The organism is Flammeovirga pacifica (genome assembly GCF_000807855.2).
Classification (GTDB): domain Bacteria; phylum Bacteroidota; class Bacteroidia; order Cytophagales; family Flammeovirgaceae; genus Flammeovirga; species Flammeovirga pacifica.
In genome coordinates, this window is record NZ_JRYR02000001.1 from 2625782 (window position 1) to 2648519 (window position 22738).

Sequence of the window (22738 nt, forward strand, 5' to 3'; positions counted from 1 at the left end):
CGCTTAAACTATGCATTAAAATCTTCTCCTCAATATACTGATAAAGATCTAGCTACGGCTTCTGTATTTTCACAAATGAGATCTATTGGTGTACCTCTTGGAATGGCGGACGAAGACCATCCAAATATCTCTGCTACGCTTTGGAGAACAATTGCAGACAACCAAACAAACAGATATTACTTTGATTCTTCATTACGTCCTTCTGTTTTCTATGTTGATCTTAACGAAGTTGACTTCAATGAAGGTGTTGATGTGAAACAATTAGATTGTGATACTGACATCAATTATTCTGGAGATGCTTCTGCTCATTTTGAAGTAGCACAACCTTTCAAATTCATGACTAAATAATCAATCTAGTGTGTACTTGAGTCCTCGGGTATTGCTACTAAAAGGACTCAAGTATATACACTTTTTACAAATACTTGGTGTAAAAAGAATGAATAATATCAGATTAACGATTTCATATAAATCCTTAAACATTTTGTACAAATCATTCGCTTATAAAACGCTGATATTTGTATCGTTATCAAAAAATAATTCACTAAAAAATAAAAATTTAATACCATGAAAAATCAAGAATTAAACTTAGTAAAAGAATATAGCTTAGGTAAATTATATGAAGCAAATGGATTCTTAATTCCAGTTATTACAGGTTCTACAATAGAGATGGGAGAACAATATGGTGCTTTGATGATCGAAGAAATGCAAAAGGCCTATGATGTACTTATCGCACCTCTAGTAAAAGCTGGTGAACTTACTGAAAAAGATATTCAATTCTGGAAAAATAGAGCATATGGTACAGGTTCTTTAAGAACAAAACAATTTTATGAAGGCGTCTCTTTAGGTACCGGTTGGTCGTTAAGCAAAGTTGTGATGTTGGATCAAGTTATGGAATACGGAATCTACCATGAAAAACTTCATTCATTTGCCGGTTGTACTTCTATTGCTTCTTGGGGAGAGCAGTCAAAAGATGGTGAAATGTATATTGGTCGTAATATGGACTGGAGCCCTGCATTCAATAAATTCCCTACAGTATTGACGGTAAGAAAACCTACGGACGGTTCTTACAAAATGGCCACTACAGGATGGGCAGGTATGTATTGTGCGTTTACTGCCATGAATGAAAAAGGAGTATATATCGATTTACATGACGGTACAAGTATGGGTGGTTCTTTAGTCTTTTTAGAAAGACCTTCTATCCTAAATACCCTTACAGATATGTTGAGTGAATCTGCTGATTTGGATACTTTCAAAGCAAGATTTAACGGAACAAATAACAGTACTTCTGCCATTTTCACTATTGCAGATAGTCACAGTGCTGCTTCAATGGAATGTTCTTCATTAAACGGAAGTAGATTGAGAACACCTTCTAATGATTCTATTACCGTGGTCAACTCATTTCTGGGTGAAACTTGGGGATTAGGTTCAAGAGAAACAGTGAGTAACTCTCTAAGACGTCATGCAAATATGACGGAACATTTAGCTGACAATAAAGGACAAATGGATGCTCAGTTAACTAAAGATTTAATGGATATCAGATTATTTAACGAAGACGGTTCTTTCAAAGAAAATGGTGGCTGTACTAAACCTGCTTTACAGGATGCAGACATCACCAACTACCAAACAGTTTTTGATATTAATGCTCAAAAAGTTTACTTGAAAATTCCTGTTCCTGAGTATTTCGCTGATTGGACAGAAATTAACTTAAAAGAATTATTCGCTTAATCATTTCACCCCCTCTTACGGGTCTTTTGTAGACTCGTAAGAGTATTTTCTAAACTTTAAAAATATAATAGGATGCACACTTTTACTTTTCATAAATACCCGGCCTTACTTCTTACATTGTTAGCTATTTTAATTGGATGTGAACAACCAATAGATCCAGTTATTGACCAAGTTAGTTCTATAGAATCTACGTTACATGCTCATAAATGGTACCTAAATAATTTTCAAATTGAGACAAAAAATGATGATGTCCCTCCTCCCGTATTATGGAATACATCTCAGTTTAAAACCGCTCAAGGAAATTATGATTCAAATGATATGCCTTTTGATGTTATTGATAATTCTACTCATGAATTCACGCCAAAAAGAGAAATTCTTAAGGCCTCTGAGTTTAATAATTTTATCAGCGAAGAGATCGGAAATTATTTCATAATTAATGATCGTACCATCCGAATTTCTAACGATGCTATTAAGTTAAATTATAAATACAATTACAATCCAGAACTGCAACACTTCACCTTAACGGTGAATGAAAATGATGCTTCAAAATTAATTGAAAAGGCCAATAATAAATTGGTGAAATATGCAGCCAATCGTACTCCTGAAAAAATTGGAGGATTAATTACTACGTTGCTTTATCACAATAAAACTATTCAAGGTATTATCAATGATGCCATTGCAAATTGGTTATCTGGTAAAGCTGAATTTATTGATACTTTATCTCCAGAAGAAACCGCTCAATATCTTTCTGAAGAACTGTTTAAGTATTTAGAAAGCCTTCAGATCGATCAAAAAATATCAGAAATTGTAAAACAAGAATTAGATAAAATATTAGATTTTGATGCGGATAAAGTTTCTCAAAATATAAGTATTAAAATCGCTAATTTAGTTGAACAACAATTAAGTACAGATCAGCTTTATCAATTATTATTACCTTATACAGAGCAAATAGCTACTTCTCCAGAAGAAAGTGCTCAAGTTATTTCAAATGGTATTCTTCAATTGATCGGTAACATATTATCAGAAGAAAATATTAATGCATTAGTAGAAAATGCTTGGAATTCTTTTGGTGAAATTCAAGAAGAAGACATCCAAAGTATTGCCCATTCATTCACTCAAGTGATAGAAGATAATTGGGTTAACGAAGAAAACATTTATAGTATACTTCTTCCTTTCGTTCAAAAAATTGAAGATACTTCAATACTAAACATGGGGTCTTTAGCCAATGAGGCTACAGAAGCAATAAAAGGTGTGGTTGATCGTGTCAATGATATCTTCAAAGAAGTTAACTTAAATCCAGATTACGATAAAATATCATCTACTCTGAAAACTTCATTTATTGCAGCAAAACCTATTATCTCATTAAATGGAGGTGCTGAAAAAACCACTTCTCAAATAAGTACACTCATCAAAAATGAGTTTTTATCTGAACAGTTTATTCAATCAACAATTGTATCGGGAATTAAAGGTTTACAAAATATCCCTGCCGAAACTGTTGCACCTAAAGTAACAGCATTAATCACAACTATCGGGCAGTATGTTGCTCCAGAAGTTCAAGAGTTTATCGCTTCAAAGTTAACGCTTTTGTTGATGGATGTAGACGCAGGTTACTTATCATTTAAAATTGCCAAAACGTTAAATTCAACGCTAACACAACTTCTTTCAGAAGAGAATGTATACAGTATTCTATTTCCTTTGATGGTAGAGATCAATTCAATCAATACTAAAAAAATTGGTGATTTTATTGCTGCAAAAGTGATGGATTTAGATATCATCCAAGAAAACATTAACCACGAAAATATTAGTCAATTGATTGCAAATGTCTTGACAAACGCTCAAAATATTGGTTCAGAAAATATAGTTCAAGGTATTATTGATGCAGTAATTAATACAGGAATTTTTGAAAGTACGATCACAGAAGATAGAGTTACATTAGTTATTTCGTTGATTTTATACAACTCTGCTTATCAAGATGTGAAAGTGGCTAATAATTTTAGTTCAGTATCAATTGTGTTAGAACATCAGTAGTATTTGATCATAAGGTAAAGTGCATCCAAACATGAGGGCTCGATAAAATATTTTTTATTGGGCCCTTCCTTATTTAGTCAACATCAACTTCAGTCTTATTCTACAAGTATTTTAGCCATCTAGATTTACTCTTTATCTTATAATTTGAAAACGCTTTAGTAGGAAAATATAATACAATAGATAGTATTATGGTGCAAAGCCAAATCTGCCATAAATGATCAAATCCAAAGTACTCTACTTGTGTGGTTCCAAACAAATAAACACTCCCTTTATATAAAAATAGAAGTAGGTATAAATGGAAAATGTAAAAGAACATTGGTGCAGAACCATACGTCTTCAAAAAAGTGGTACAACGGTTTTGCACCGTTTCAAAAAAGGCCAATAAGAACATTCCTATTCCAATGGTTAAAAGTAAAAAATCTAAAGACGGTGGATACTTTTTGAAGTTAATAAATGACATGAATGATGAAATAAAAGTATCTTTCTGCTCCCAAGGTAAAGCCTCACCATAGATATTAAAACCTCTCAAAATTATAAGTAAACTCAAGCAACAGCACCCAATCAACATCAATATATTTTTTCTCCTTTCCTTTGTAAACTTATCACTGAAAAGAGGTCCTGTAAAGTAACCAGTTAATATTACCCCAATCCAAGGTAATACTGGGTAGGATGCTTTTATTGATAATAAATCACTAGAATAAATATATCCTCTTTGGTATAAAATAGTCCAAAGGGTAAAACCCCAATCATTTGGAGTTAAAATAAAATCGATCAATGTATTATGTCCAAAAACAATTATTAAGCCTATTACACCAATCCATTTGTGAGGTAGCTTGCACATAAATGAAAGGCAAATCATACTAATACCAATGGCCCACATCACTTGTAAGAATAGAATTTTGTATTCGCCGTACCAAGAAAAATTGATGAGTGTTACTTCTACTAAAAGAATGAATAGGCCTCTTTTAAATAAAAAACTACTTGCAGACCGAGAGGGCTTTCCTTTAGGGTATGCATACAACCAGGCTGATAACCCTGTGAGAAAAACAAAAATAGGAGCACATAAGTGAGCCAATTCCCTAGTGAAAAATAACGCCGTACTTACCTCTTCAATATTGATGGGATCTGTTACTGTTACATGATAGAAAAACCTTTCTCTCACATGGTCTAATAACATAATTAGCATGACTACTCCCCTAAGTATATCAATAGAATATATTCTAGATGTTTTTATAGTTTCTCTCTGAGGTTCTTTCATAAAATCATTTTATAATGCGACAATGTTGCAATAATGATGGATAGCTCTAAAATAATCTACTTTAGCACCGCTAAATTTGTCTAACAATTACAAATAGTAAAAGTTGATTTTTGAAAATCATAGAAGTAACATTTATGACAAAATAGATTGAGTGTACAAATTATTTATAACTGATCTATTAAAACGAAAATATAGATCAAGTAATTACCTTCTATTGTCTACTCTCTTATTGATAGTAAGTATATTACAGATAGCATTACTATTTTATATATATTTAAAAAAAATGAAAAAATTTCAAATTTGCTATTAAAAGCTACTCAAGATACCTTTAAAATCACTTTTTATAATTTTCTTTTTTTACTGAAATACTACCACGATAATAACTCATTAAAACCAGCTTAAATTTCTGTTGTTTTTAAAAAACGAAGACCTATCAATAAAAGTGCTTCTACATTGTATTTATGAAAAATACAATAATTACAATATCACTCTGATTTATAACCACCTTAGTGGCTGGTCAAACAGATTTTAATAAAATATCATCCGAAAGGTTAAAATATATAGAAGCTGCCGCTGAAGGAGATCATCTAGCACTAGAAGGTGGGCATATGGCTTTAGATGGTCATGTGATGCCCTACCCTTTTTTTAAATCACATGAGGTATTGTATTTATATAGACTCAGTCAACTTAGACATAATGTTATATGGAAAGCTGACAGTGTTTATTATGAAGATAACTGGAAAGAAGGAAACGAATTTATCCAAGCAGAAAAAGAAGAAATTCAAAAGGTGCCTGCTTCTTTTATGTCAGGAGACAGGCACACTACAAATTCCTATTGGTTCACTATTCCTGAACTTCCGAAAAGCAACGGAAAGGAACGTTTCTTTTGTTTAAAACCAATAGAAATGAGCTTAGTGGGTTGGCCTGAGACCACTATTTATATCAATGGAAAAGCTAAAGCCTCACTTCTAAGGCAACATTTTTATTGGTCTTTAGATCAATTAATGTCTGGCGATACTGTAGAATCGGTGTGTTTAAAAAGCTTTGGCGTATTTCACAAACCAAGGGGATATAAAGAAATTAGTATTGTAGAGAGAAATCCAGAAATAGACCAACTGTATTGGTACCTCAGAGTATTAATCGAAGCAGCTAGTATTCTAAAAGAAGGCGATAATGGTTATAAGGAAATCCGTCAGCTTGCCGATCAGATTATGGCTAATGTTGACCTTGATATTGAAGGAACAGTCTTGTTCGATCTACAATTGAAAGAATACCTACCGAAGCTTCAAGAAGAGTTTCAGAAGATTGTTGCGATGGCTGATCATCAAGTGACACTATACATGCTAATGCACGGTCATCTTGATAGTGCTTGGCGTTGGACTTTAGAGCAAACAGATGGAAAAATACAAAGGCTCGTAATGAATAACTTGTATTTGATGGATAGGTACCCAGAATACAAATACATGTTCACAATGCCTTACCATTATGAACGTATGAAAGAACTCTACCCTGAACTTTATGCTAGAGTATTAGAAAAAATAAAGGAAGGGCAATGGTTAGCCAATGGTACTACATATGCTGAGCCTGATATGAACCTACCGGGAGGGGAAAGTATTGTGCGTAATTTCTTATATGGTTTGAGTATTTTCCGTGAAGATTTAGGATTAAAAAATCCCGTACTTTTTCTTCCTGATACTTTTGGATATCCACCGTTTTTACCTCAAGTAGCTAATGGTTTTGGGATTAATCATTTGATAGCTATGAGAGTAAATACACCAAAAATTGATCATAGTATTTACCAATGGAAAGGTATTGATGGCTCTGAAATCTTAGTAAATGCATTAACTACTCCGGCTTGGGAATATCCATATATTGGTAAAGTACATGGCAATAGAATTAAAAACCCCGAGTTAATTACAACATACAATGCTCCAGATCCTGGGCCTCGACGTCTAGTGGGTACTTGGGAACGTTTTAAAGATGCTGAAGCTACCAACAAAACTTATTGGCTGGGGCGATGGTGGAGGTGGCGGAACCGAAGATCAATTGGAATTGACTCGCCTTGTGAAGACACTTCCTTCTATTCCAAAGATAGAATGGTCAAACATGTATGACTATATCCAAGAACAGGTAAAAGTCAAAGATAATTTTGCTGAATATAACCAAAGTATTCTTCCTAGAAGATGGATACAGCGTACGTTTATGATGGCCAACGGTATCAAGATGAAAAACCGAAAGGCCGAGCAATTATTACGCGAAGCAGAAGCTTTATCTGTTTGGGCAAGTCAATCTGGCTATACCTATCCTAAAGAGCAGCTGACTAACTTATGGAAAGAATTGTTGCTTTATCACTTCCATGATATTATTACAGGAATGGCAGTACCTGAGGTCATGATCAAAACAAATGAAAGTTTAAGTAGGATTAATGAACAAGTAGAAAAATTACGTAACGATGCATGGGAGCATTTAGAAAAACAAATACCCATGGAAAAAGAAGGTCTCTTGGTTTTTAACCCCTCTGGAATTACACAAAATGGGGTAATTTCTCTTGGATATACTGGAAATGCAAAGTGGAAATTGATAGACGAAAAGCAACAAGAGGTGGCTTATGAGGTTTTAAATCAAGGACAAATTATTATTGATATACCAGAAATACAACCCATGAGTTTTGCAAAATTATATTGGGTCATCGGTGAAAAACCCTCTTCTAATCAAAAAGAAATCATTGCTAGTAAAAAGGTCTTAGAAAATGATCTTGTAAAAGTAACCTTCAACGCTTTAGGAGAAATCACTAGTTACTACGACAAGGAATTTCAAAAGGAAATGGTTCCAACAGGAAAGGTGCAAAATCAAATGCTTGTTCGTCCACATGAAAACGAAAAAGGACCAATAGTGATTAATTCAAAGGCTAGTTTTAAGAATTATCAAAAAGGAAAATTGAGTAGTGGGTTTGCCATCAATAGAACCTATGAAAAATCGGCAATACAACAATTTATTTCTTTAAAGAAAGGTAGCAAGCTTCTCACTTTCGAAACAGAATTGGATTGGAATGAGATCGATCGATTAGAAGTTGACTTTCCTCTTTCAATAAAAACAGATACAGCTAACCATGGGATTCAATGGGGATATATGCCTGTTGGACGTGGAAAATTTCTTGAAACAGATTCATTAGAAATGCCTACTTGTGTACATCAATGGGCAGATGTTTCGGACAACAATTATGGGTTTGCCATGATTGATAACACTCGATATGGATATAATCTAAAAGAAGGTGGCATTCGTTTAGTAATGAGCTACGGACAGAGAAAACACAGTTATGCAGAACTAGAAAATGTGGCTTGGGGTAAGGATGCTTCCGGTGATCTTGGGGGCGAACATTTTTCTTATGCTGTATTGCCACATCAAGGCAATTTAAAGGAAGGGAAAGTGATACAAACAGCAAAAACATTCAATACTAACTTACTTCTCCAACCCATGAAAAAACAACAAGGTAAAGAGGCTAGCAATACCTTCATCACAGGTTTACCTGAAAACATTGTTTTACAAACTATCAAGCAGTCTGAAGAGGGAGAAGATATTGTGATTCGACTTTATGAAACAAGTCAAAAAGCAACGGTTTGTCAACTAAAAATAAATGGTCAACAACCAATGGATATGTTTGCCTCCAATATGAATGAAGGTGAACGTTTTGCTCAAGTTATGAAAGAAAACAGTTATTCACTCACTTTTGCTCCTTTTGAGATAAAGACAATCATCTTATCTCCACAAAGTAAAAGTGATAAATCATTAGAATGATGAATAAGTGATGTATTCCTTTGATATTATGTTTTTAAAATCAGCTATCGAATCTTTTTCATAGCTGATTTTTTATTTAATGGTTTTTCTTGAAAGATCACTTAACTCTGTAAAGACGTAATTTATTCCCTACCAACTTTATCGGTATAAAAACTTACTATAATCTGAGGAGGGGATTATTTACAGTATATTTTCAAAATTCATTTCCAATCAAAATTTCCTGTTCCAAACATTTTTTGTACTGATGAAAAATTGCTAGTAAATTATCTATATTATCGTCCTCAAATATCAATTTCCTTCTATCTAGTTGAAGATTATATAAATCTTTACTTCCATATTTTTTAATCAAACCCTCTATATTTTGTGGGATAAAAAAAGTGGCACGTTCTCCTAAATACTGTTGATATTCATTGAGGTAAATACCTATCCCTTCAAAATCAAAATCACCGAAATGAATATATTGGTTTGGAATAGATTGCAACCATTTTATCAAATCTTTTGATTGTGGATAGCGACTAACAAATAGGACTTTTTGTCCCTTAAATAAATATTTTTGATGCTCAATAAATCGGAAATTTTCCGCATTTTCTACTCCTACAATAACTATGTTTTTATCAATTTTAAAATTTTCGAAATCACATATAAAAGTAAAACTCCCTAAAAATGGTTGAATAATCAATTGGTTATCATTCAAAATAGCAGGAATAGAATCATAACAATTCACTAAGAAGCCTTTGAAGGTTCTCACTTTCTTTGCTTTGGAATCAGAAGATGTTTTAATATTCTCTCTTCTACTTCCACCTAGCTCTAAATTTTCTAAATAAGATGATAAATTATTAATTCCAAACTGGTTTTTTAAATAAAATTCTAATCTTGAGGGATCATTACAAATTACTTTTATTCTTGATCTACCTTGAAGTTTTCTTTGTAAAATTCCATCCTGCACCATCAAATCAATCTCATTTCCTTTTAATTGACTTCCTAATATTTCTTGACCTTCCATTAACTGAAGAAGCTTTTCTGCTTTTCCTTTTGATAACTTCATTATACTTTAGAAATAATCTGTTTTACCATTGTTTTATGTCCATTCCCTTTCTCTAAATGATAAATATGTCCATAATCCAATTGATTATTTGTTTCAGGAGAACCATTCAATACTATGATATTTCTTTCGTTTGCAAATCGAAGTAAACCTTGAACATTGGTAGAGTGTAACTTTCCAATCTCATCCATAATGATATGTAACTTAAAATCATCAAACTTTCGAGATGCTCCTTTTTTAAATACATTCAATAACATAATATTCAGCATCGCTTTCACCAAGATATCAGTTCCTTCAGAACCAACATTTCTCAATTTCTCTATCCAGCCCGTATCGTTACCGTTCTCTTCTATTTTAAATAAAATATGAATGGTATCTGAAAGTAATAGTTTCCCTGTTTTTGATTTTCCTATTTCATCTTTCAAATACTTCAACAGTTTAACAGCATTCCTATTGATTTTATTCAAATCTTTGTTTAGAGTAAAAAGATTCGCCACACCCAAAGAACTATTATTCTCTTCCTGAAACTCCTTGATTCTCTTCAAAACACTGATAATTGAATTTCTACTTTCCTCCAATTTAAGCTCAATATTTGTAACTGCACTAACAAAGTTCTTCAACTTAAAATCCTTATTGATCTTTTTAATGACTTGATCTATCTCAGCCGTTTTCTTTAAAAGGTCTTGCGTTTCTGTACCAAAAATATTGATGATATTAGCAAACCGTTCATTAAATATCTTCTCTATTTCTGAAATCTTATCCTCACGCACAAACTCTTTCAGCCTCTCACCTATTTCTCTTACACCTTTGTTTTCTAACTCCTCTACAGACGGGAATTTAAGCACTGAGTTGATCGAAAACTTCCCTAAATAATTTTTTAGTTTTGTATAAAGCGTGTTTTTCTTTTCTTCCAAAGCATCAAAAGTCTGATAGACTTTACGATGTAATTCATCAAAAGTCAAATCCCCTTCCAATGAAGTGACAGTTGTAGCATACTCTTCCAAAGCAATCAGTTTATCATCGCCTTTCTGTTCAGCATAAACCTTGAGTTCAGTTGCATAAGTTTGGATAGATTGATTGATCTTGAAAAGCTGTTGTTTTACTTCTTTATGCTTCTCTTCTAAAACATTCAGAGCAATAGTAAATTCAGCCACCAAATTATTGAGCTTTTCTTCCTCATGAAGCACCTCATTTTCGAATGTTTTCTGCTTGTCGATCAACTCACGCTTGTCTTTATCGTATTCAAAAACCAATTTCTGATGTTGTTGAATATAGTCTAACTCGGCTTTATAGTTTTTAATTTGAAGCGACAGTTTTTCAAGGTGCTGTTTATCCACTCCTTTTCCAGAGAGCTCCTCATTTTTCTGCTCAATCAGTACTTCAATTGCTTTTTGGATTTCCTGTTTATAGTTTTCAATTACTGATCGTATTGAATTTTCTTTCTCTTGAAATTCCTTTTTATACTGATTCAAACGTCTTGTTTTTTCTTTACGCTTGACCTCTTTCTGTTGTTTTACACCTGCCTCAAACGAACTTAATTGTTGTTTTAAATCTTCCAGCTGAAGCTGAATACTATTTAAGGCTGTATTAAGCTGAGATAATTGTAAATCCTTTTCTTTTTGTCCTTTATCTAACCATTCCTCTATTAAAACTTCTTGGTGTTCCTTCTCTTTTTTATTCTTCTTTATCGTATTTTTGGACACCTCTACAAAGGATTTCAACTTGTTGATTTGAGGTTGATATTTTTTCTTTAGGCTTTGTTCTTTCTTAATTAATCCTTGATCTAATTCACTCGACTCCTTCCTCACTTTTTCAATTTCACTTAAAGTACCTTTCAACTGTTCCTCCAATAGTGACAGTGAAAAAGATCTTCCTTCAATACTTTTCAAATCAATACCCATTCCATAAAATGAAGTGGCTAACTTATCCAATAATTGAGGATTGAGCTCATCATGAAATAATAAATCTTGATCGATGACCTTACCGATATTGTCTGACCAATCTTTTTTATTATTCGTCAGCCAAGCCAAAAGTGTGTGATTGTATTTTTGAATTTTACCTTCTAAACCCTTTTTCGTTTGAGTCAATTTCTCAAAACGCTGATTTAAATTAGCTCGTCCATTTTCAATCTCTTTTTGATAGATTTCTAATTCATGCTTCCAACTTTTACGATGTCCCTCTATTTCCTGTTCAGACTTCTGCACCTCTTGTTCCAACGCTGTAGTTTCCGCTATTCCTTTCTGAAGTAAAGTCTTTACTCCTTCAATTTCGGATTGATAAAATTGCTTGTTTCTACACTCATTAATTTCAATTTGCTTCTCCGAATTGTTGTTTTGAATAATAGAAAAGTGCTCTTGTAATCCTATTCTTTTATCAGTGTTGATCTCGTCCAACTGATCAAATAATTGTTCGTACTCTTGATTCAATCCTCTCTCCTGCTCAATTAATTTATCTTTCAACTCACCTTTCAAAGCCTCTTTCTGTTGAATAAATACTGATTGTTCTGCTTCCTTTTGAGCTTGTAGTGACTTGTATTTTACTTCTATATCTTGATATTGACTAGTGAGCGAGGACTCTTCTGATTCAAGATTTTTAAGTTTGATTTCAATACTAGGACGCTCTTTTACTCGACGTTCGACCTCATGAATATTTTGAGATTGATAATACTTTTTCTTTTCTCTTGCCTTTTTAAGATTATCCCTTAAAACACTGATTTTTGAAGTAATCGTTTCTTTCCTTTTAGAATGCAATGACTTTTCATGATCTATTTTATCACTCAACTTCACCTCATCTTGAGAAAGTAGATCTGCATTATCTTTTAAAGCAGGCAATTGATTATTCAGCCACTTTTCTCTGCTGTACAACTGATTGTACAAAGAATACAACTGACTATCCATATCATCTAATTCGAGTAAAACCTCAAAAGACTGTTCTAATGTTTTTACATTTTTTTCCTTTTTATATTCATCAATATCATTCAATTGTTCTTCAAAATCAGATAAGTGATGACTGTAAGTATTCAGATCAATGTACTTTTCCTCACTATCCAATGAATCAATAATAATTTTCTGAATATCATCTGCCGAAACATCCGCATTGAGATATACACTTTGAATCGTTTTATAGATAGTACCGTATTGCTTAGTTTCTAGTAAATTGTACTTTTTAAATTCCCTTTGATTCTGTTGTGCACCATAAATGATATCACGATAAGTAGTATAATTATCAATCACCTTTGAAAGTCCAATTCCCTCTTTATCTAATACCCCTCTGATCTGATTCCAATGATTGAAAACTTCCCCATTCTCTGTCATAAAAAATCGCTTTTCAAAACGACTATCAAAGAATCGAAATTGTACTTTAGACTGAGCACGAAACAGCACTACACAAAAACTTCCCCTCTCTGTTGCTACCTCATAAATGATATAAGAATTATCATTCTTCAAATACCAATCAACAAAACGGGTTTGTTCCCTTTTAATTCCCAGCTTTTTGGTGTCTGCATTATAGAAGAATAATAATGTTCTAAGAATTGTACTTTTCCCCACACCTTGTGTACCTCCAAAGTGGCAATTGCTGTCCAATTCTATTTCTGCATAAGGAATATTCGCACAATGAATTAATATAACTTTATTGAGGGTTCTCATGTTTAGTTTTCGTTTGTTGTTGGTTCTTCAATATCAATACTCAAGATCAATTCTTCGAGGTAAGAAAAAGAATTCAATACTTTGTAAGTCATAGAAAGGTCATTAATCACCTCCACAAAACCTTCCTTCTTTAAGATCTCAAAAAGTTCATTTACACTCTCATCGTACTTCTCTTTTTTAGTGATCCTTTTTAATAAATTGAGTTTATTTTTCAAGTTCTGATTTACCCCAATAACAGAAGAAATTTCTGAAGGGGTAATTTGAGTACCTACTCCAAAAGATTCATCATACGACTTAAAAAAATCAAGAATACTGATCCATCTCATTGCCCTTTCCAGTTTACTTTTCAGTGTATTCTTTTCCTCCTCTCTACTAAAATAAAAACAGTCCTTCCCTTCCACTAAATAAAAACCGATCTGATCAAAATAATCCTGTACCGCCTCCTTCTCATTTTCTAAATATTGATATAGTTTTTTTTGTGTAGGGTTGATAGAATTAGAGGAAATAAAATGTCCTTTACTCAGGATTTCAAAGATTTGTTTGTTATAGTTTTCTCTAGGCATATTTCTTTCTTTTAGGGTACACTTTCGCAAAATATCGGTCTTTGTATCTTATTTTATCATCTGTAATCTCAATCTCATTGCTATAGTAATTGATGATCTTATAATAGCATCCAACCAATTCTATATAAGATACTTTAAAAGGAAATTCATAATGAAATACAAAATTAAATAGATCATTCCCCTGTGCTAAAAAACTTCGTTTCACTTCTTCATGATTGATAAAATAGACACTTTCAGTTTGTTGGCTTAAAAGGTTGACATCAATGGCTTCTGCTGAAGGTACTTTTTTACGCTCTTTATTTTTTTGATTTTGATTAATCTCTAAAATCAATTGATACACTTCGTCCTCTTCGAGAATATCCAAATCCAACTTCAATGGATACGTTTTCCTTTTCTCAAAAAGTACTTCCTTCCTTTTATTGAGTACTTCTTTGATATTAGTTTGAGCTTCCAACTCCACCTGATCCATCAATAATTTCAGTTGCTTGACTTTCTCTACCACTTGAGAATTATGTCTTACCTGATTAATATATTGAAGTAATTGCCTTTGTATTTCGACAAGGTTATGATTTGCAGAATTGAATTCTTTTTTTAATTCTACAACTATTGTTTGTAATTCTTCATCAGCAGAAAGTACAAAAAAGGATACCTCTTCTTTATCAATCAAATATCTTGATTGAGCGATTAAATTCTGAATTTCTTCCGTTTTTCCTTTAAAGTTTTCGAGCTTCTTTAATTTAATCTGATAGTTTTCTTCCGTCTTAAAAGTAGTATCAATATTTCTAATCAGATCATCAATATTCCTCGAACAGATTTTACCAATTCTACTTAAATCTTTTTTGATTAATTTGAAATAACGTTGCTTTCTTTGTTGAATATTCTCCTTTGAGAAATAATCAATATTCTCCTTTATAATTTTTATATGCTCATTAAAAGAGGAAATATTGATGGTTTCATTCACCTGCATCAACTCCTCAAAAAAGAAAAGAAATTGATCTTCTATTTCAAGGTACTGTCCATTTTCTTTTAAAATTTCCTTATCTATTAAACGTTGAATTTTAATCTCCCCTCCTTCACCTAAAAGTTCTAACGCCTGTTCGTATTCATAATCATAACGTTTACGATTTTTAAAGATCTCATCAATAAGCTTTTTGCCCTCATTGAGGGTGCCTATGATTTCTGATATGTCTTGGAAGTGGTACATATTAATTTCATTTTAGTCTTTCAATTTCAATTCTCAATTCCTCTTCACTCGGTAAGTAAGTTACGAATAACTGTTGATTATCATTAAGTACAGAATATTTAGCAATAGTTTAATCTGTATCTGCACATTAGAGAATTCCTATTGTTAGGTTAGCTTCTTCATTTCTTTTTAAGTAATAAAAGTTATTTATAATGGCTCCTAATTAATTGTTTATACAGTATGTGCTCAATTTGAAAATCAGGAAAAAGGAGATAAAATTATCTAAAATATATCAAATCTCTTATTGAACAGCCCTTTCCAAACTCATCTGGCAATTGTTTTGATAATTCCTTTATCAAGAAGGTTCCATAGTTTGCTTTAACTTTTCTTTTTTACTCTTCTTCCACAATACGTTTACCAATAAGCCCCAACCATAGCTGAATTTACAACTGAATATATTTTATTTTTAGCTGTAGATAAAATATTCTTTATTTCTGAATAGAAATTATGCTGTTGTGAAGAAGTTTAATTACTCATGTTTGCCAATTAAAATACAAATAAATCTAATCATAAAATAAGTGCTATCAAAAAATAAGATTTTAGAACCTCTTCATTTCATCATTCTTATAAAGTCGCAGTGCATTGTAACTCTACTTCAATACAATATTCTTATTCCTCATACCTTCAAAAGATTTCACCAATATTCCTAAACTTATTTAATACTCAATATCTCTAGTAACAGTTCTTAAAAAAGATCTTTTTTATTTACTTACTAACTTTTCAATCGCATTTGAAATCATCTGTTTTGAACTATTAGTTACATTAGCGTTATCGGCAAAGTCTTTCCAATTGCTAACTGTAGACTTTACTTGATCTATTATTTCTCTCCCGTTTTTAATACCAAAATGGTTGGCTAATTCCATTAAGTGTTTAGTATTCGGTGATTGACTTTCTCCTGCAATTGTTGTTGAATGAAAACCATGCGATGAAGAAGAATAAGTCAAATCATAAGCAGGCGAGAACTTCCAATTACCATTGCTATCCATAAGAAATGAGAAGTTTTTACTATGGTCATCACGATTGTGAGTAAACACATTGAAACATGCTAATCGAAAAATATTTTCATAAGCTTCAATACTTTTTTCCAATTGAAATGCACAATCTAACAAATGACCATAATCCATATTACTTAATCGAAAATTATCATGCATTATCCCACTTGCCGTATGCATATGTAGCCTTTTTTGATTGTCTAATCGATCGAATCGCTTTGTACCAAAATAGGCTTTTCCTGTAGCACCATAAAACAGTTGACTAGTACTCATTTCAATTCCACAGGCAGTAGCCATTAAATAATAAGCATATTCTATATGTGCTATATCCTTAACGTCATAAGACGACGGAAATTTGATAATCCAAAATTCATCATTTGCTTTCGGAGTTACACTTGCTGTCAATTGAGTTGTTTGAGGATTAAACAATACATTAATTTTGGGTCTTGCTCCACCAGAAGAACCTCCCATTCCAAATAGCTCATCTAAAATATCTTCTGAAGATCCTTCTAAAACTTGAGTCGCATGATCTGCTAATTTATCCAGCTCTATGGACTGATATTCATTCCCGTTCTCAAATTCAGGTTCATATGTTAATGCTCCTGCACCACTCTCTCCTACGTAAGCCAATCTTTCCAAGGGCGTAATAGTATGAATATCTATTCCTTGCGTTGTCAATTTCCTGTCTAAAAGTAAACGTCCCCAACCATCTGGTAAAGAATCATTAAATACCCCCGCAATTCCTTCAAAAGGAAAAGATGACATATCATAAACATCCCTTTTTAGAGGTAACTTAAAAGGAGACAACTCTAACTTTTTAGACAAAAATGAAGAAGAATATTTAAAATAATAAGATTGATTATTATTGATAATTTCACCTACTTGGTATTTTTGAGTAGGACTAAAGTTTAAGTTTACTCTTATTTTTTTTATATTTCTCATTACAGGTCATCACTAAATAATTTCTCAATTTCAGACATATCTTTTTGAGGTAATAAGATATTATCAAATTCCTCCAATCTTCCAAAGACATGCATTAATCGAAGCAATGATTCTAATGAAATTTTACCCGTGCTTTCAAAACGCTTTAGGCTTCCTAAAGAAACACCTGAACGCTTAGCCAATTCTTCTTGGGAATATTTATATGTTTTACGAATGGCTCTTATCTTATTAGAAATCTCTTGTAAAACAGAATTTGGAGTCTTATTTACACTATACATAATTAGCTAATATATTATCTATTCTGATATCAATATACACATTTTAGCTAAAATATTAACCATATAAATACAAGTAATTTAAAAAAAACAGAGAAAGAATACCATATCTATACAAGTATCTCAAATGCTAGATATAATATGAAAAAATAAAAGTTCAATTCGTCTCATCAAATATTTATGATTTTCTGTTTATAAAATACAGCACAAAAAAAGAGGGCGAAAACCCTCTTTTCAATATCATTAATGCTATAAATTCTGTACTTACTTACCGATACAGAACTTACTAAATATATTCTCCAACAAATCATCTGTAGTAACCTCACCAGTAATTTCTCCAAGGTGATGTAATGAAGATCGAATATCAATTGCAAGAAAATCACCCGTCATTTCCATGTCGATACCATTAATCACATCATCCAATGCTTTCATGGTTTCGCGAAGTGATTGATAATGTCTAGCGTTGGTCACCATGGTATTTCCTGATTGTACTTTATCAAGGTTAACCAAGTGAAGTGCTCTTTCTTTTAATTCTTCGATACCGATTTCTTTATCCGCAGAAATTTTTAAAAGATGCTCGTTAAATGTGTCAAACTCTTTTGATAGTTCACTAGATAACTGATCTATTTTATTGGCAACTAAAATGTAAGGTACACCTAGCGCTTCTAAAGCTTCTACTTCTGCTTTTACATCTTCTATGGTAGAACTAGCTGCATCAAACATATACATGATTAACGAAGCTTTTTTCATCTTCTCATAAGAACGTTGTACACCTATTGCTTCTACTCTATCTTGAGTTTCACGAAGCCCTGCCGTATCTACAAATCGGAAAGTAACTCCTCCAATATTGATTTCATCTTCAATAAAATCACGAGTAGTACCTGCTACTTCAGAAACAATGGCTTTTTCTTCATTCAAGAGTGCATTGAGCAAAGTCGATTTCCCTGCGTTGGGTTTACCAGCAATTACCGTTGGAACACCATTTTTCAAGACATTACCCATAGAGAAAGAATCAATTAAAGCTCTAATTACTTTTTGTAACTCATAAATAAGCTCTTTTAAATCGTCTCTTGAAGCAAACTCAACGTCTTCTTCAGAAAAGTCCAATTCCAACTCTATCATCGAAGCAAAGTGAATCAGCTTCTCTCTCAATTTTTTAATATCTCTTGAGAAACCTCCCCTCATTTGCTGCATCGCGGCATCTCTTGAAGCATGAGAATCGGCTGCAATCAAATCGGCTACTGCTTCTGCTTGCGCCAAATCTAACTTACCATTGGCAAATGCTCTTTGGGTAAACTCCCCTGCCTTTGCGTAGCGTGCTCCCACTTGCATGAACAATTGTAATAATTGATCTGCAATAAACTGAGAACCGTGGCAAGAAATTTCTACTGTATTCTCGCCTGTATATGATCTAGGACCATAAAAAATAGTGGCTAAAACCTCGTCCACTATGGTACCGTCTTCCTGACGAATCGTTCCAAAATGAGCCGTATGTCCTGCCTGTTTTTCTAGGTCTTTTCCTTTAAATACTTTATTTACAATTTTGATAGCATCAGGACCAGATAAGCGAATTACGTGAATCGCGGACTGTCCCGGAACTGTTGCTAACGCAACTATAGTGTCTAATTCTATCGTTGAATGCATTCGATTGATTTTAAATTCGATACAAAGATAGTGGGGAATTAAGAATTATAAAGGATGAATTAAGAATTATGAAGTATAATTTTTCTTTTGGAAGGCTTTTCTTTCTACACCTATAAAAGTATAGCTACAATGTTGATTTCAATGAGTAGTCTACTTTGTTAAATTTTATTGAATAGTATCTACAATTGTAGTTTATGTATTACTTAATTTATATCTTCACTTAAAACCTAAATCAACTTAGCTAACCTAACGCAATGTTTAAATATTTTTTCGTACTCATCGTGGTATCATTTACGGCATGTTCTTCTATTAAAAATTCTAAATCTAATCAATTACTATTACAAGGTGATATAAGAACAGTAATCGAAAAAAAGTACGCTGCAGAAGATAAATTTCAAGAATATAAAATTTATTATGAAAATGATTTCTCCCATAAAACGCTTCATTTTGATAACAACCTTTTGATTAAAACCGATTTTATAAATGATAAAGGGGAAGTTTTCTGGTCAATAAAAAAAACATACGATGAAGATGGGGTAAATACAAAAACACAATCTCTATTTGATGATAAAATTGAATATACAATTGTGAATCAAATCGATAATCAAAGAATTACTAAATCAATATATTACAATAAAAATGGAGAACTTAAGTATACCTATGTCAACGAATATGATAGTACTTTTCTCTCTTCTCAAAGGCAAATTGCTCCAAATGGAAACGTCAATATCTATCAAGTTTATGAAAGAGAAAATGGTTTGATAAAAACGCATACCCAAAAAGATAGTTTAGGAAATACTATTAAGACAAGTAGTTACAAATATGATGAAAATGACCAACCTATTGAGATTATCAATATTAAAAACCAAGACTATATCGATATAGAGCATTTTACCTATGAGTATGACCAAAGAGGGAATTGGGTGAAGAAATTTAAGTACGATATCAACAAAAACCTTGAATACATTTACGTCCGTAATATTATTTACAACGATAATCAACATCTTAAATTAACTCCCACGCAACTTGAAGGGAAATGGTCTATTTACGGCACAGCATCAGATCATTTTGTATTTAATAAAAACAAGACCTATCAGTTGATAGGAAATAATCTCATTGAAGGTAACTGGGAATTGAATGAAAAAAAGCAGCAGATTATCCTCAACAATGCGTCTGATAATGAAACTATCACTCTATCGTATACATTAGAAAATAATCACCTTTTACTTCATACAGAAGTGGAGAATCAAACTGTTCGGTTAGAAAAAAGAATCCCATTAAAAAAGCAGCACCTCAATCATAAAATCACAACATCAGACTTTCTTCATCAATGGAAATTTATCCAGCCAAATAACGATTGGATCACTTTTAATAAGGACTTTACTTTTAGCATTGAAAATAAAAAGAAGATGCTACTTTCAGGTAATTGGGAGGTCAATTTAGAGAAACATCTTCTTATTTTAGAAGATATTAAAAGGGGAGAAACAAATGTTCTTCATTTTAATTATACTGATAATACACTGAAACTATATACAGAAGATGGAAAAAAGGCATTTCAATTAGAAATAGTCTCAGAAACTGGTATGTCTTTATGAGATAAAAATCACACTTCATCTAAGACGAAAATACATTGGTATTATTATTCTTGAAGAAACTTTTACTCCATTACATAAACCAATTTCCTAACCTTCCTTTGGTAATACTTGATGTAATTTTTCTTGATCAAGAATTTCATAACCTCTTATTTTACAATGTAAATCTGAGATTTCTCCCTCTTTGAAAAAAGCTCTTAAATCAATATCTCTCAATTCGGTCGTCAGTGACGAGCTAATTTCAAAATCTAAGTCCAGTTGGTTCGACATTGTCGAACTTATTTCATTGGACATAGCCCACGTTTTAAAAAACAGTCTCATTTTCTTCAAGTTACTGCCAGAAAAACCTCTTAAACCCAGTAGTTCTTGCTGTAACTGTTTTGAAACTTTTTCTAACATTTGAGACCCTCATTTATTTTTTTGTTACTCGATCTCTATCAATTCTCCAATTGTAAAATAAAGACGTAACATATCTACATTTGCGACAGAACTATTATTAAAATGGGTAATATTGAGCCATTTGGGGCTCTAACAAAAAAATGCAAACCACCTTAACTATATCGTTAATGCAATTTGCACTTTTTCTAAACATTCTGAATGAATACCATGTAGCCCCACCGGGAATAAAAATATTGTAATTTACTGTATCACTCATTTATAAAAACAGCCTTTTAATTACTTTAAAGGGCATTCTTGTAATATTGTTGTGTTATGGTGTAAGATTATTTAGTACTAAATTACGTACTGTATTTTTTAAGTTAGTACCTTTGGGTATGGCATACATAGGAATATATCTAACCAATAGTAATAGTAAAAAGAAAACAGGAATATTTATTAGATTAGTTGATAAGAGTAAAACTCTAAAATATTATACTGATTTAAAAATACATCCTTCTGAATGGTCTAAAAAAGATAAAAAGGTTTTAAAAAAGAATCCTCATTATTCAGTTTATAATAAAAATATTGATTATTTAAAAAATCGTATTTGGGAAATATACATAGAACTAAGTAATAATAATCAATTTCCTACAACTGAATATATAAAAGACCAATTAGAAGTAAAAGAAAATGTAAAAACTAAAAGCACCGAATTTTGGGATATTTGGAACGAATTTTTAGAATACAAAAAAAGTACAATCAAAAAAAATTCAATCAAAAAAATAATTTCTACACAAAATCATTTGTCAAGTTTTGCTACTCAAAAAAATATAAAGCTTGATTTAGAAAAGTTTAATAAGGTATTCTTTGAAAAATTTGAACAATATCTTAGTGATGAAGTAGAATTGAAAATTTCCTCTTATGGTAGATATTTGAAAGCTTTAAAAAGTTTTCTTAATTGGGCTTCATCTAATGACTATTTAGAAAATACTAATCATAATCAATTCAAAGTTAAACAAGCTCCAGAAGGTGTAAAGGTTATACTTACCAAAGATGAATTAAACCAATTAAGAAAAACTACTTTTAAAGAAAACTATCTTTCAAAAGCTAAAGATTTGTTTTTAATATCATGCCTAACGGCTTTAAGGTTTTCTGATTATTCAAAGATTAATAAAACACATATTCACAATGCTAATGGTATAAATTACCTGAATATAAGACAGACTAAAACAAGTGAATTTATTTCTATACCTCTTAATGAAGAATCACACTCATTAATTCAAAAATTAATTACAAATGAGGTTGCTAGTATATCTAATCAAAAGATGAATAAGTACATCAAAGAAGTATGTAAAAGGGCGAATATTGATACTCCAGTAACAAAAGAAATTTTTAAAGGTAATTTTCAAACATCGATACAGGTTCCAAAATATGAGCTTATAACAAGTCATACAGGAAGAAGGACATTCGCGACTAATTTGTTACTTCAAGGAGTACCAGCCGAAACAGTAATGAAATTTACAGGTCATAAAGATTATTCGTCTTTTGCTAAGTATGTAAATATCCCTAAGGATATAGAAATGAAAACAGTATTGAAAGCTTTAAATTTTTAGT

Annotated in this window: 16 protein-coding genes; 7 read left to right on the forward strand and 9 right to left on the reverse strand. The window is 31.9% G+C overall.

Annotated features, from left to right (window positions below):
• The 3 genes from NH26_RS10225 to NH26_RS10235 form a co-directional block, all read left to right on the forward strand.
• Positions 1 to 348, forward strand: a 348-nt coding sequence (locus NH26_RS10225) for a linear amide C-N hydrolase (RefSeq protein ID WP_158021924.1), incomplete at its 5' end; no start/stop codon positions are given.
• Positions 349 to 564: 216 nt separating this feature from the next.
• Positions 565 to 1725 (forward strand): C45 family autoproteolytic acyltransferase/hydolase, encoded by a 1161-nt coding sequence (locus tag NH26_RS10230; RefSeq protein WP_071397144.1) that lies wholly within the window; start codon positions 565 to 567, stop codon positions 1723 to 1725.
• A gap of 72 nt (positions 1726 to 1797) precedes the next feature.
• Positions 1798 to 3753, forward strand: coding sequence for a hypothetical protein (locus NH26_RS10235; protein WP_044229189.1), 1956 nt, complete (start codon positions 1798 to 1800; stop codon positions 3751 to 3753).
• 100 nt (positions 3754 to 3853) lie between these two features.
• On the opposite strand, the gene NH26_RS10240 is transcribed toward NH26_RS10235, so the two are convergent.
• Positions 3854 to 5011 (reverse strand): DUF1624 domain-containing protein, encoded by a 1158-nt coding sequence (locus tag NH26_RS10240; RefSeq protein ID WP_044229192.1) that lies wholly within the window; start codon positions 5009 to 5011, stop codon positions 3854 to 3856.
• A gap of 509 nt (positions 5012 to 5520) precedes the next feature.
• On the opposite strand from NH26_RS10240, the gene NH26_RS25750 reads away from it, so the two are divergent.
• Together NH26_RS25750 and NH26_RS10250 are read left to right on the forward strand one after the other, a co-directional pair.
• Positions 5521 to 7125: a glycoside hydrolase family 38 N-terminal domain-containing protein gene (locus NH26_RS25750; RefSeq protein WP_044229195.1), complete on the forward strand. Its 1605-nt coding sequence runs from the start codon at positions 5521 to 5523 to the stop codon at positions 7123 to 7125.
• A 109-nt stretch (positions 7126 to 7234) separates the two neighbouring features.
• On the forward strand, positions 7235 to 8806 hold the full coding sequence (locus tag NH26_RS10250) for a glycoside hydrolase family 38 C-terminal domain-containing protein (RefSeq protein WP_242427351.1): 1572 nt from the start codon (positions 7235 to 7237) through the stop codon (positions 8804 to 8806).
• A 193-nt stretch (positions 8807 to 8999) separates the two neighbouring features.
• Here the strand turns inward: NH26_RS10250 and NH26_RS10255 are convergent, their stop codons facing one another.
• From NH26_RS10255 to mnmE, 7 genes are all read right to left on the reverse strand, one after another.
• A complete protein-coding gene (locus NH26_RS10255) occupies positions 9000 to 9809 on the reverse strand; it encodes a DUF7281 domain-containing protein (protein ID WP_242427317.1) in 810 nt (269 codons plus the stop codon).
• 41 nt (positions 9810 to 9850) lie between these two features.
• A complete protein-coding gene (locus NH26_RS10260; protein WP_044229202.1) occupies positions 9851 to 13495 on the reverse strand; it encodes an ATP-binding protein in 3645 nt (1214 codons plus the stop codon).
• A 2-nt stretch (positions 13496 to 13497) separates the two neighbouring features.
• Positions 13498 to 14058 carry a condensin complex protein MksE gene (locus NH26_RS10265; protein WP_044229205.1) on the reverse strand — a complete coding sequence of 187 codons (561 nt, stop codon included), beginning with the start codon at positions 14056 to 14058 and terminating at the stop codon, positions 13498 to 13500.
• A complete protein-coding gene (locus tag NH26_RS10270; protein ID WP_044229208.1) occupies positions 14051 to 15262 on the reverse strand; it encodes a hypothetical protein in 1212 nt (403 codons plus the stop codon). Before NH26_RS10270 ends, NH26_RS10265 begins: the two co-directional genes overlap by 8 nt.
• Before the next feature lie 740 nt (positions 15263 to 16002).
• On the reverse strand, positions 16003 to 17235 hold the full coding sequence (locus NH26_RS10275) for a type II toxin-antitoxin system HipA family toxin (RefSeq protein WP_044229211.1): 1233 nt from the start codon (positions 17233 to 17235) through the stop codon (positions 16003 to 16005).
• The gene (locus NH26_RS10280) at positions 17235 to 17513 is read right to left on the reverse strand and encodes a helix-turn-helix domain-containing protein (protein ID WP_044229212.1); all 279 of its coding nucleotides are present in this window, start codon (positions 17511 to 17513) and stop codon (positions 17235 to 17237) included. Before NH26_RS10280 ends, NH26_RS10275 begins: the two co-directional genes overlap by 1 nt.
• Before the next feature lie 261 nt (positions 17514 to 17774).
• Positions 17775 to 19154 (reverse strand): tRNA uridine-5-carboxymethylaminomethyl(34) synthesis GTPase MnmE, encoded by a 1380-nt coding sequence (gene mnmE / locus NH26_RS10285; protein ID WP_044229214.1) that lies wholly within the window; start codon positions 19152 to 19154, stop codon positions 17775 to 17777.
• Positions 19155 to 19408: 254 nt separating this feature from the next.
• Here mnmE and NH26_RS10290 point away from each other — a divergent pair, with 254 nt between their 5' ends.
• Positions 19409 to 20749: a hypothetical protein gene (locus tag NH26_RS10290; protein WP_139262984.1), complete on the forward strand. Its 1341-nt coding sequence runs from the start codon at positions 19409 to 19411 to the stop codon at positions 20747 to 20749.
• Positions 20750 to 20836: 87 nt separating this feature from the next.
• Here the strand turns inward: NH26_RS10290 and NH26_RS10295 are convergent, their stop codons facing one another.
• On the reverse strand, positions 20837 to 21145 hold the full coding sequence (locus NH26_RS10295) for a DUF1016 N-terminal domain-containing protein (protein WP_044229219.1): 309 nt from the start codon (positions 21143 to 21145) through the stop codon (positions 20837 to 20839).
• A gap of 374 nt (positions 21146 to 21519) precedes the next feature.
• On the opposite strand from NH26_RS10295, the gene NH26_RS10300 reads away from it, so the two are divergent.
• Complete coding sequence (locus tag NH26_RS10300) at positions 21520 to 22737, forward strand: site-specific integrase (protein ID WP_139262986.1); 1218 nt, start codon at positions 21520 to 21522, stop codon at positions 22735 to 22737.
• The last annotated feature ends 1 nt before the right edge of the window (position 22738 follow it).

What these genes read in the sequence shown, in the direction of transcription:
- NH26_RS10230 (WP_071397144.1), top strand. Translation starts at nt 565, where the DNA reads ATGAAAAATCAAGAATTAAACTTAGTAAAAGAATATAGCTTAGGTAAA.
- NH26_RS10235 (WP_044229189.1), top strand. Translation starts at nt 1,798, where the DNA reads ATGCACACTTTTACTTTTCATAAATACCCGGCCTTACTTCTTACATTG.
- NH26_RS10240 (WP_044229192.1), bottom strand. Translation starts at nt 5,011, where the DNA reads ATGAAAGAACCTCAGAGAGAAACTATAAAAACATCTAGAATATATTCT.
- NH26_RS10250 (WP_242427351.1), top strand. Translation starts at nt 7,235, where the DNA reads ATGAAAAACCGAAAGGCCGAGCAATTATTACGCGAAGCAGAAGCTTTA.
- NH26_RS10255 (WP_242427317.1), bottom strand. Translation starts at nt 9,809, where the DNA reads ATGGAAGGTCAAGAAATATTAGGAAGTCAATTAAAAGGAAATGAGATT.
- NH26_RS10260 (WP_044229202.1), bottom strand. Translation starts at nt 13,495, where the DNA reads ATGAGAACCCTCAATAAAGTTATATTAATTCATTGTGCGAATATTCCT.
- NH26_RS10265 (WP_044229205.1), bottom strand. Translation starts at nt 14,058, where the DNA reads ATGCCTAGAGAAAACTATAACAAACAAATCTTTGAAATCCTGAGTAAA.
- NH26_RS10270 (WP_044229208.1), bottom strand. Translation starts at nt 15,262, where the DNA reads ATGTACCACTTCCAAGACATATCAGAAATCATAGGCACCCTCAATGAG.
- NH26_RS10275 (WP_044229211.1), bottom strand. Translation starts at nt 17,235, where the DNA reads ATGAGAAATATAAAAAAAATAAGAGTAAACTTAAACTTTAGTCCTACT.
- NH26_RS10280 (WP_044229212.1), bottom strand. Translation starts at nt 17,513, where the DNA reads ATGTATAGTGTAAATAAGACTCCAAATTCTGTTTTACAAGAGATTTCT.
- mnmE (WP_044229214.1), bottom strand. Translation starts at nt 19,154, where the DNA reads ATGCATTCAACGATAGAATTAGACACTATAGTTGCGTTAGCAACAGTT.
- NH26_RS10290 (WP_139262984.1), top strand. Translation starts at nt 19,409, where the DNA reads ATGTTTAAATATTTTTTCGTACTCATCGTGGTATCATTTACGGCATGT.
- NH26_RS10295 (WP_044229219.1), bottom strand. Translation starts at nt 21,145, where the DNA reads ATGTTAGAAAAAGTTTCAAAACAGTTACAGCAAGAACTACTGGGTTTA.
- NH26_RS10300 (WP_139262986.1), top strand. Translation starts at nt 21,520, where the DNA reads ATGGCATACATAGGAATATATCTAACCAATAGTAATAGTAAAAAGAAA.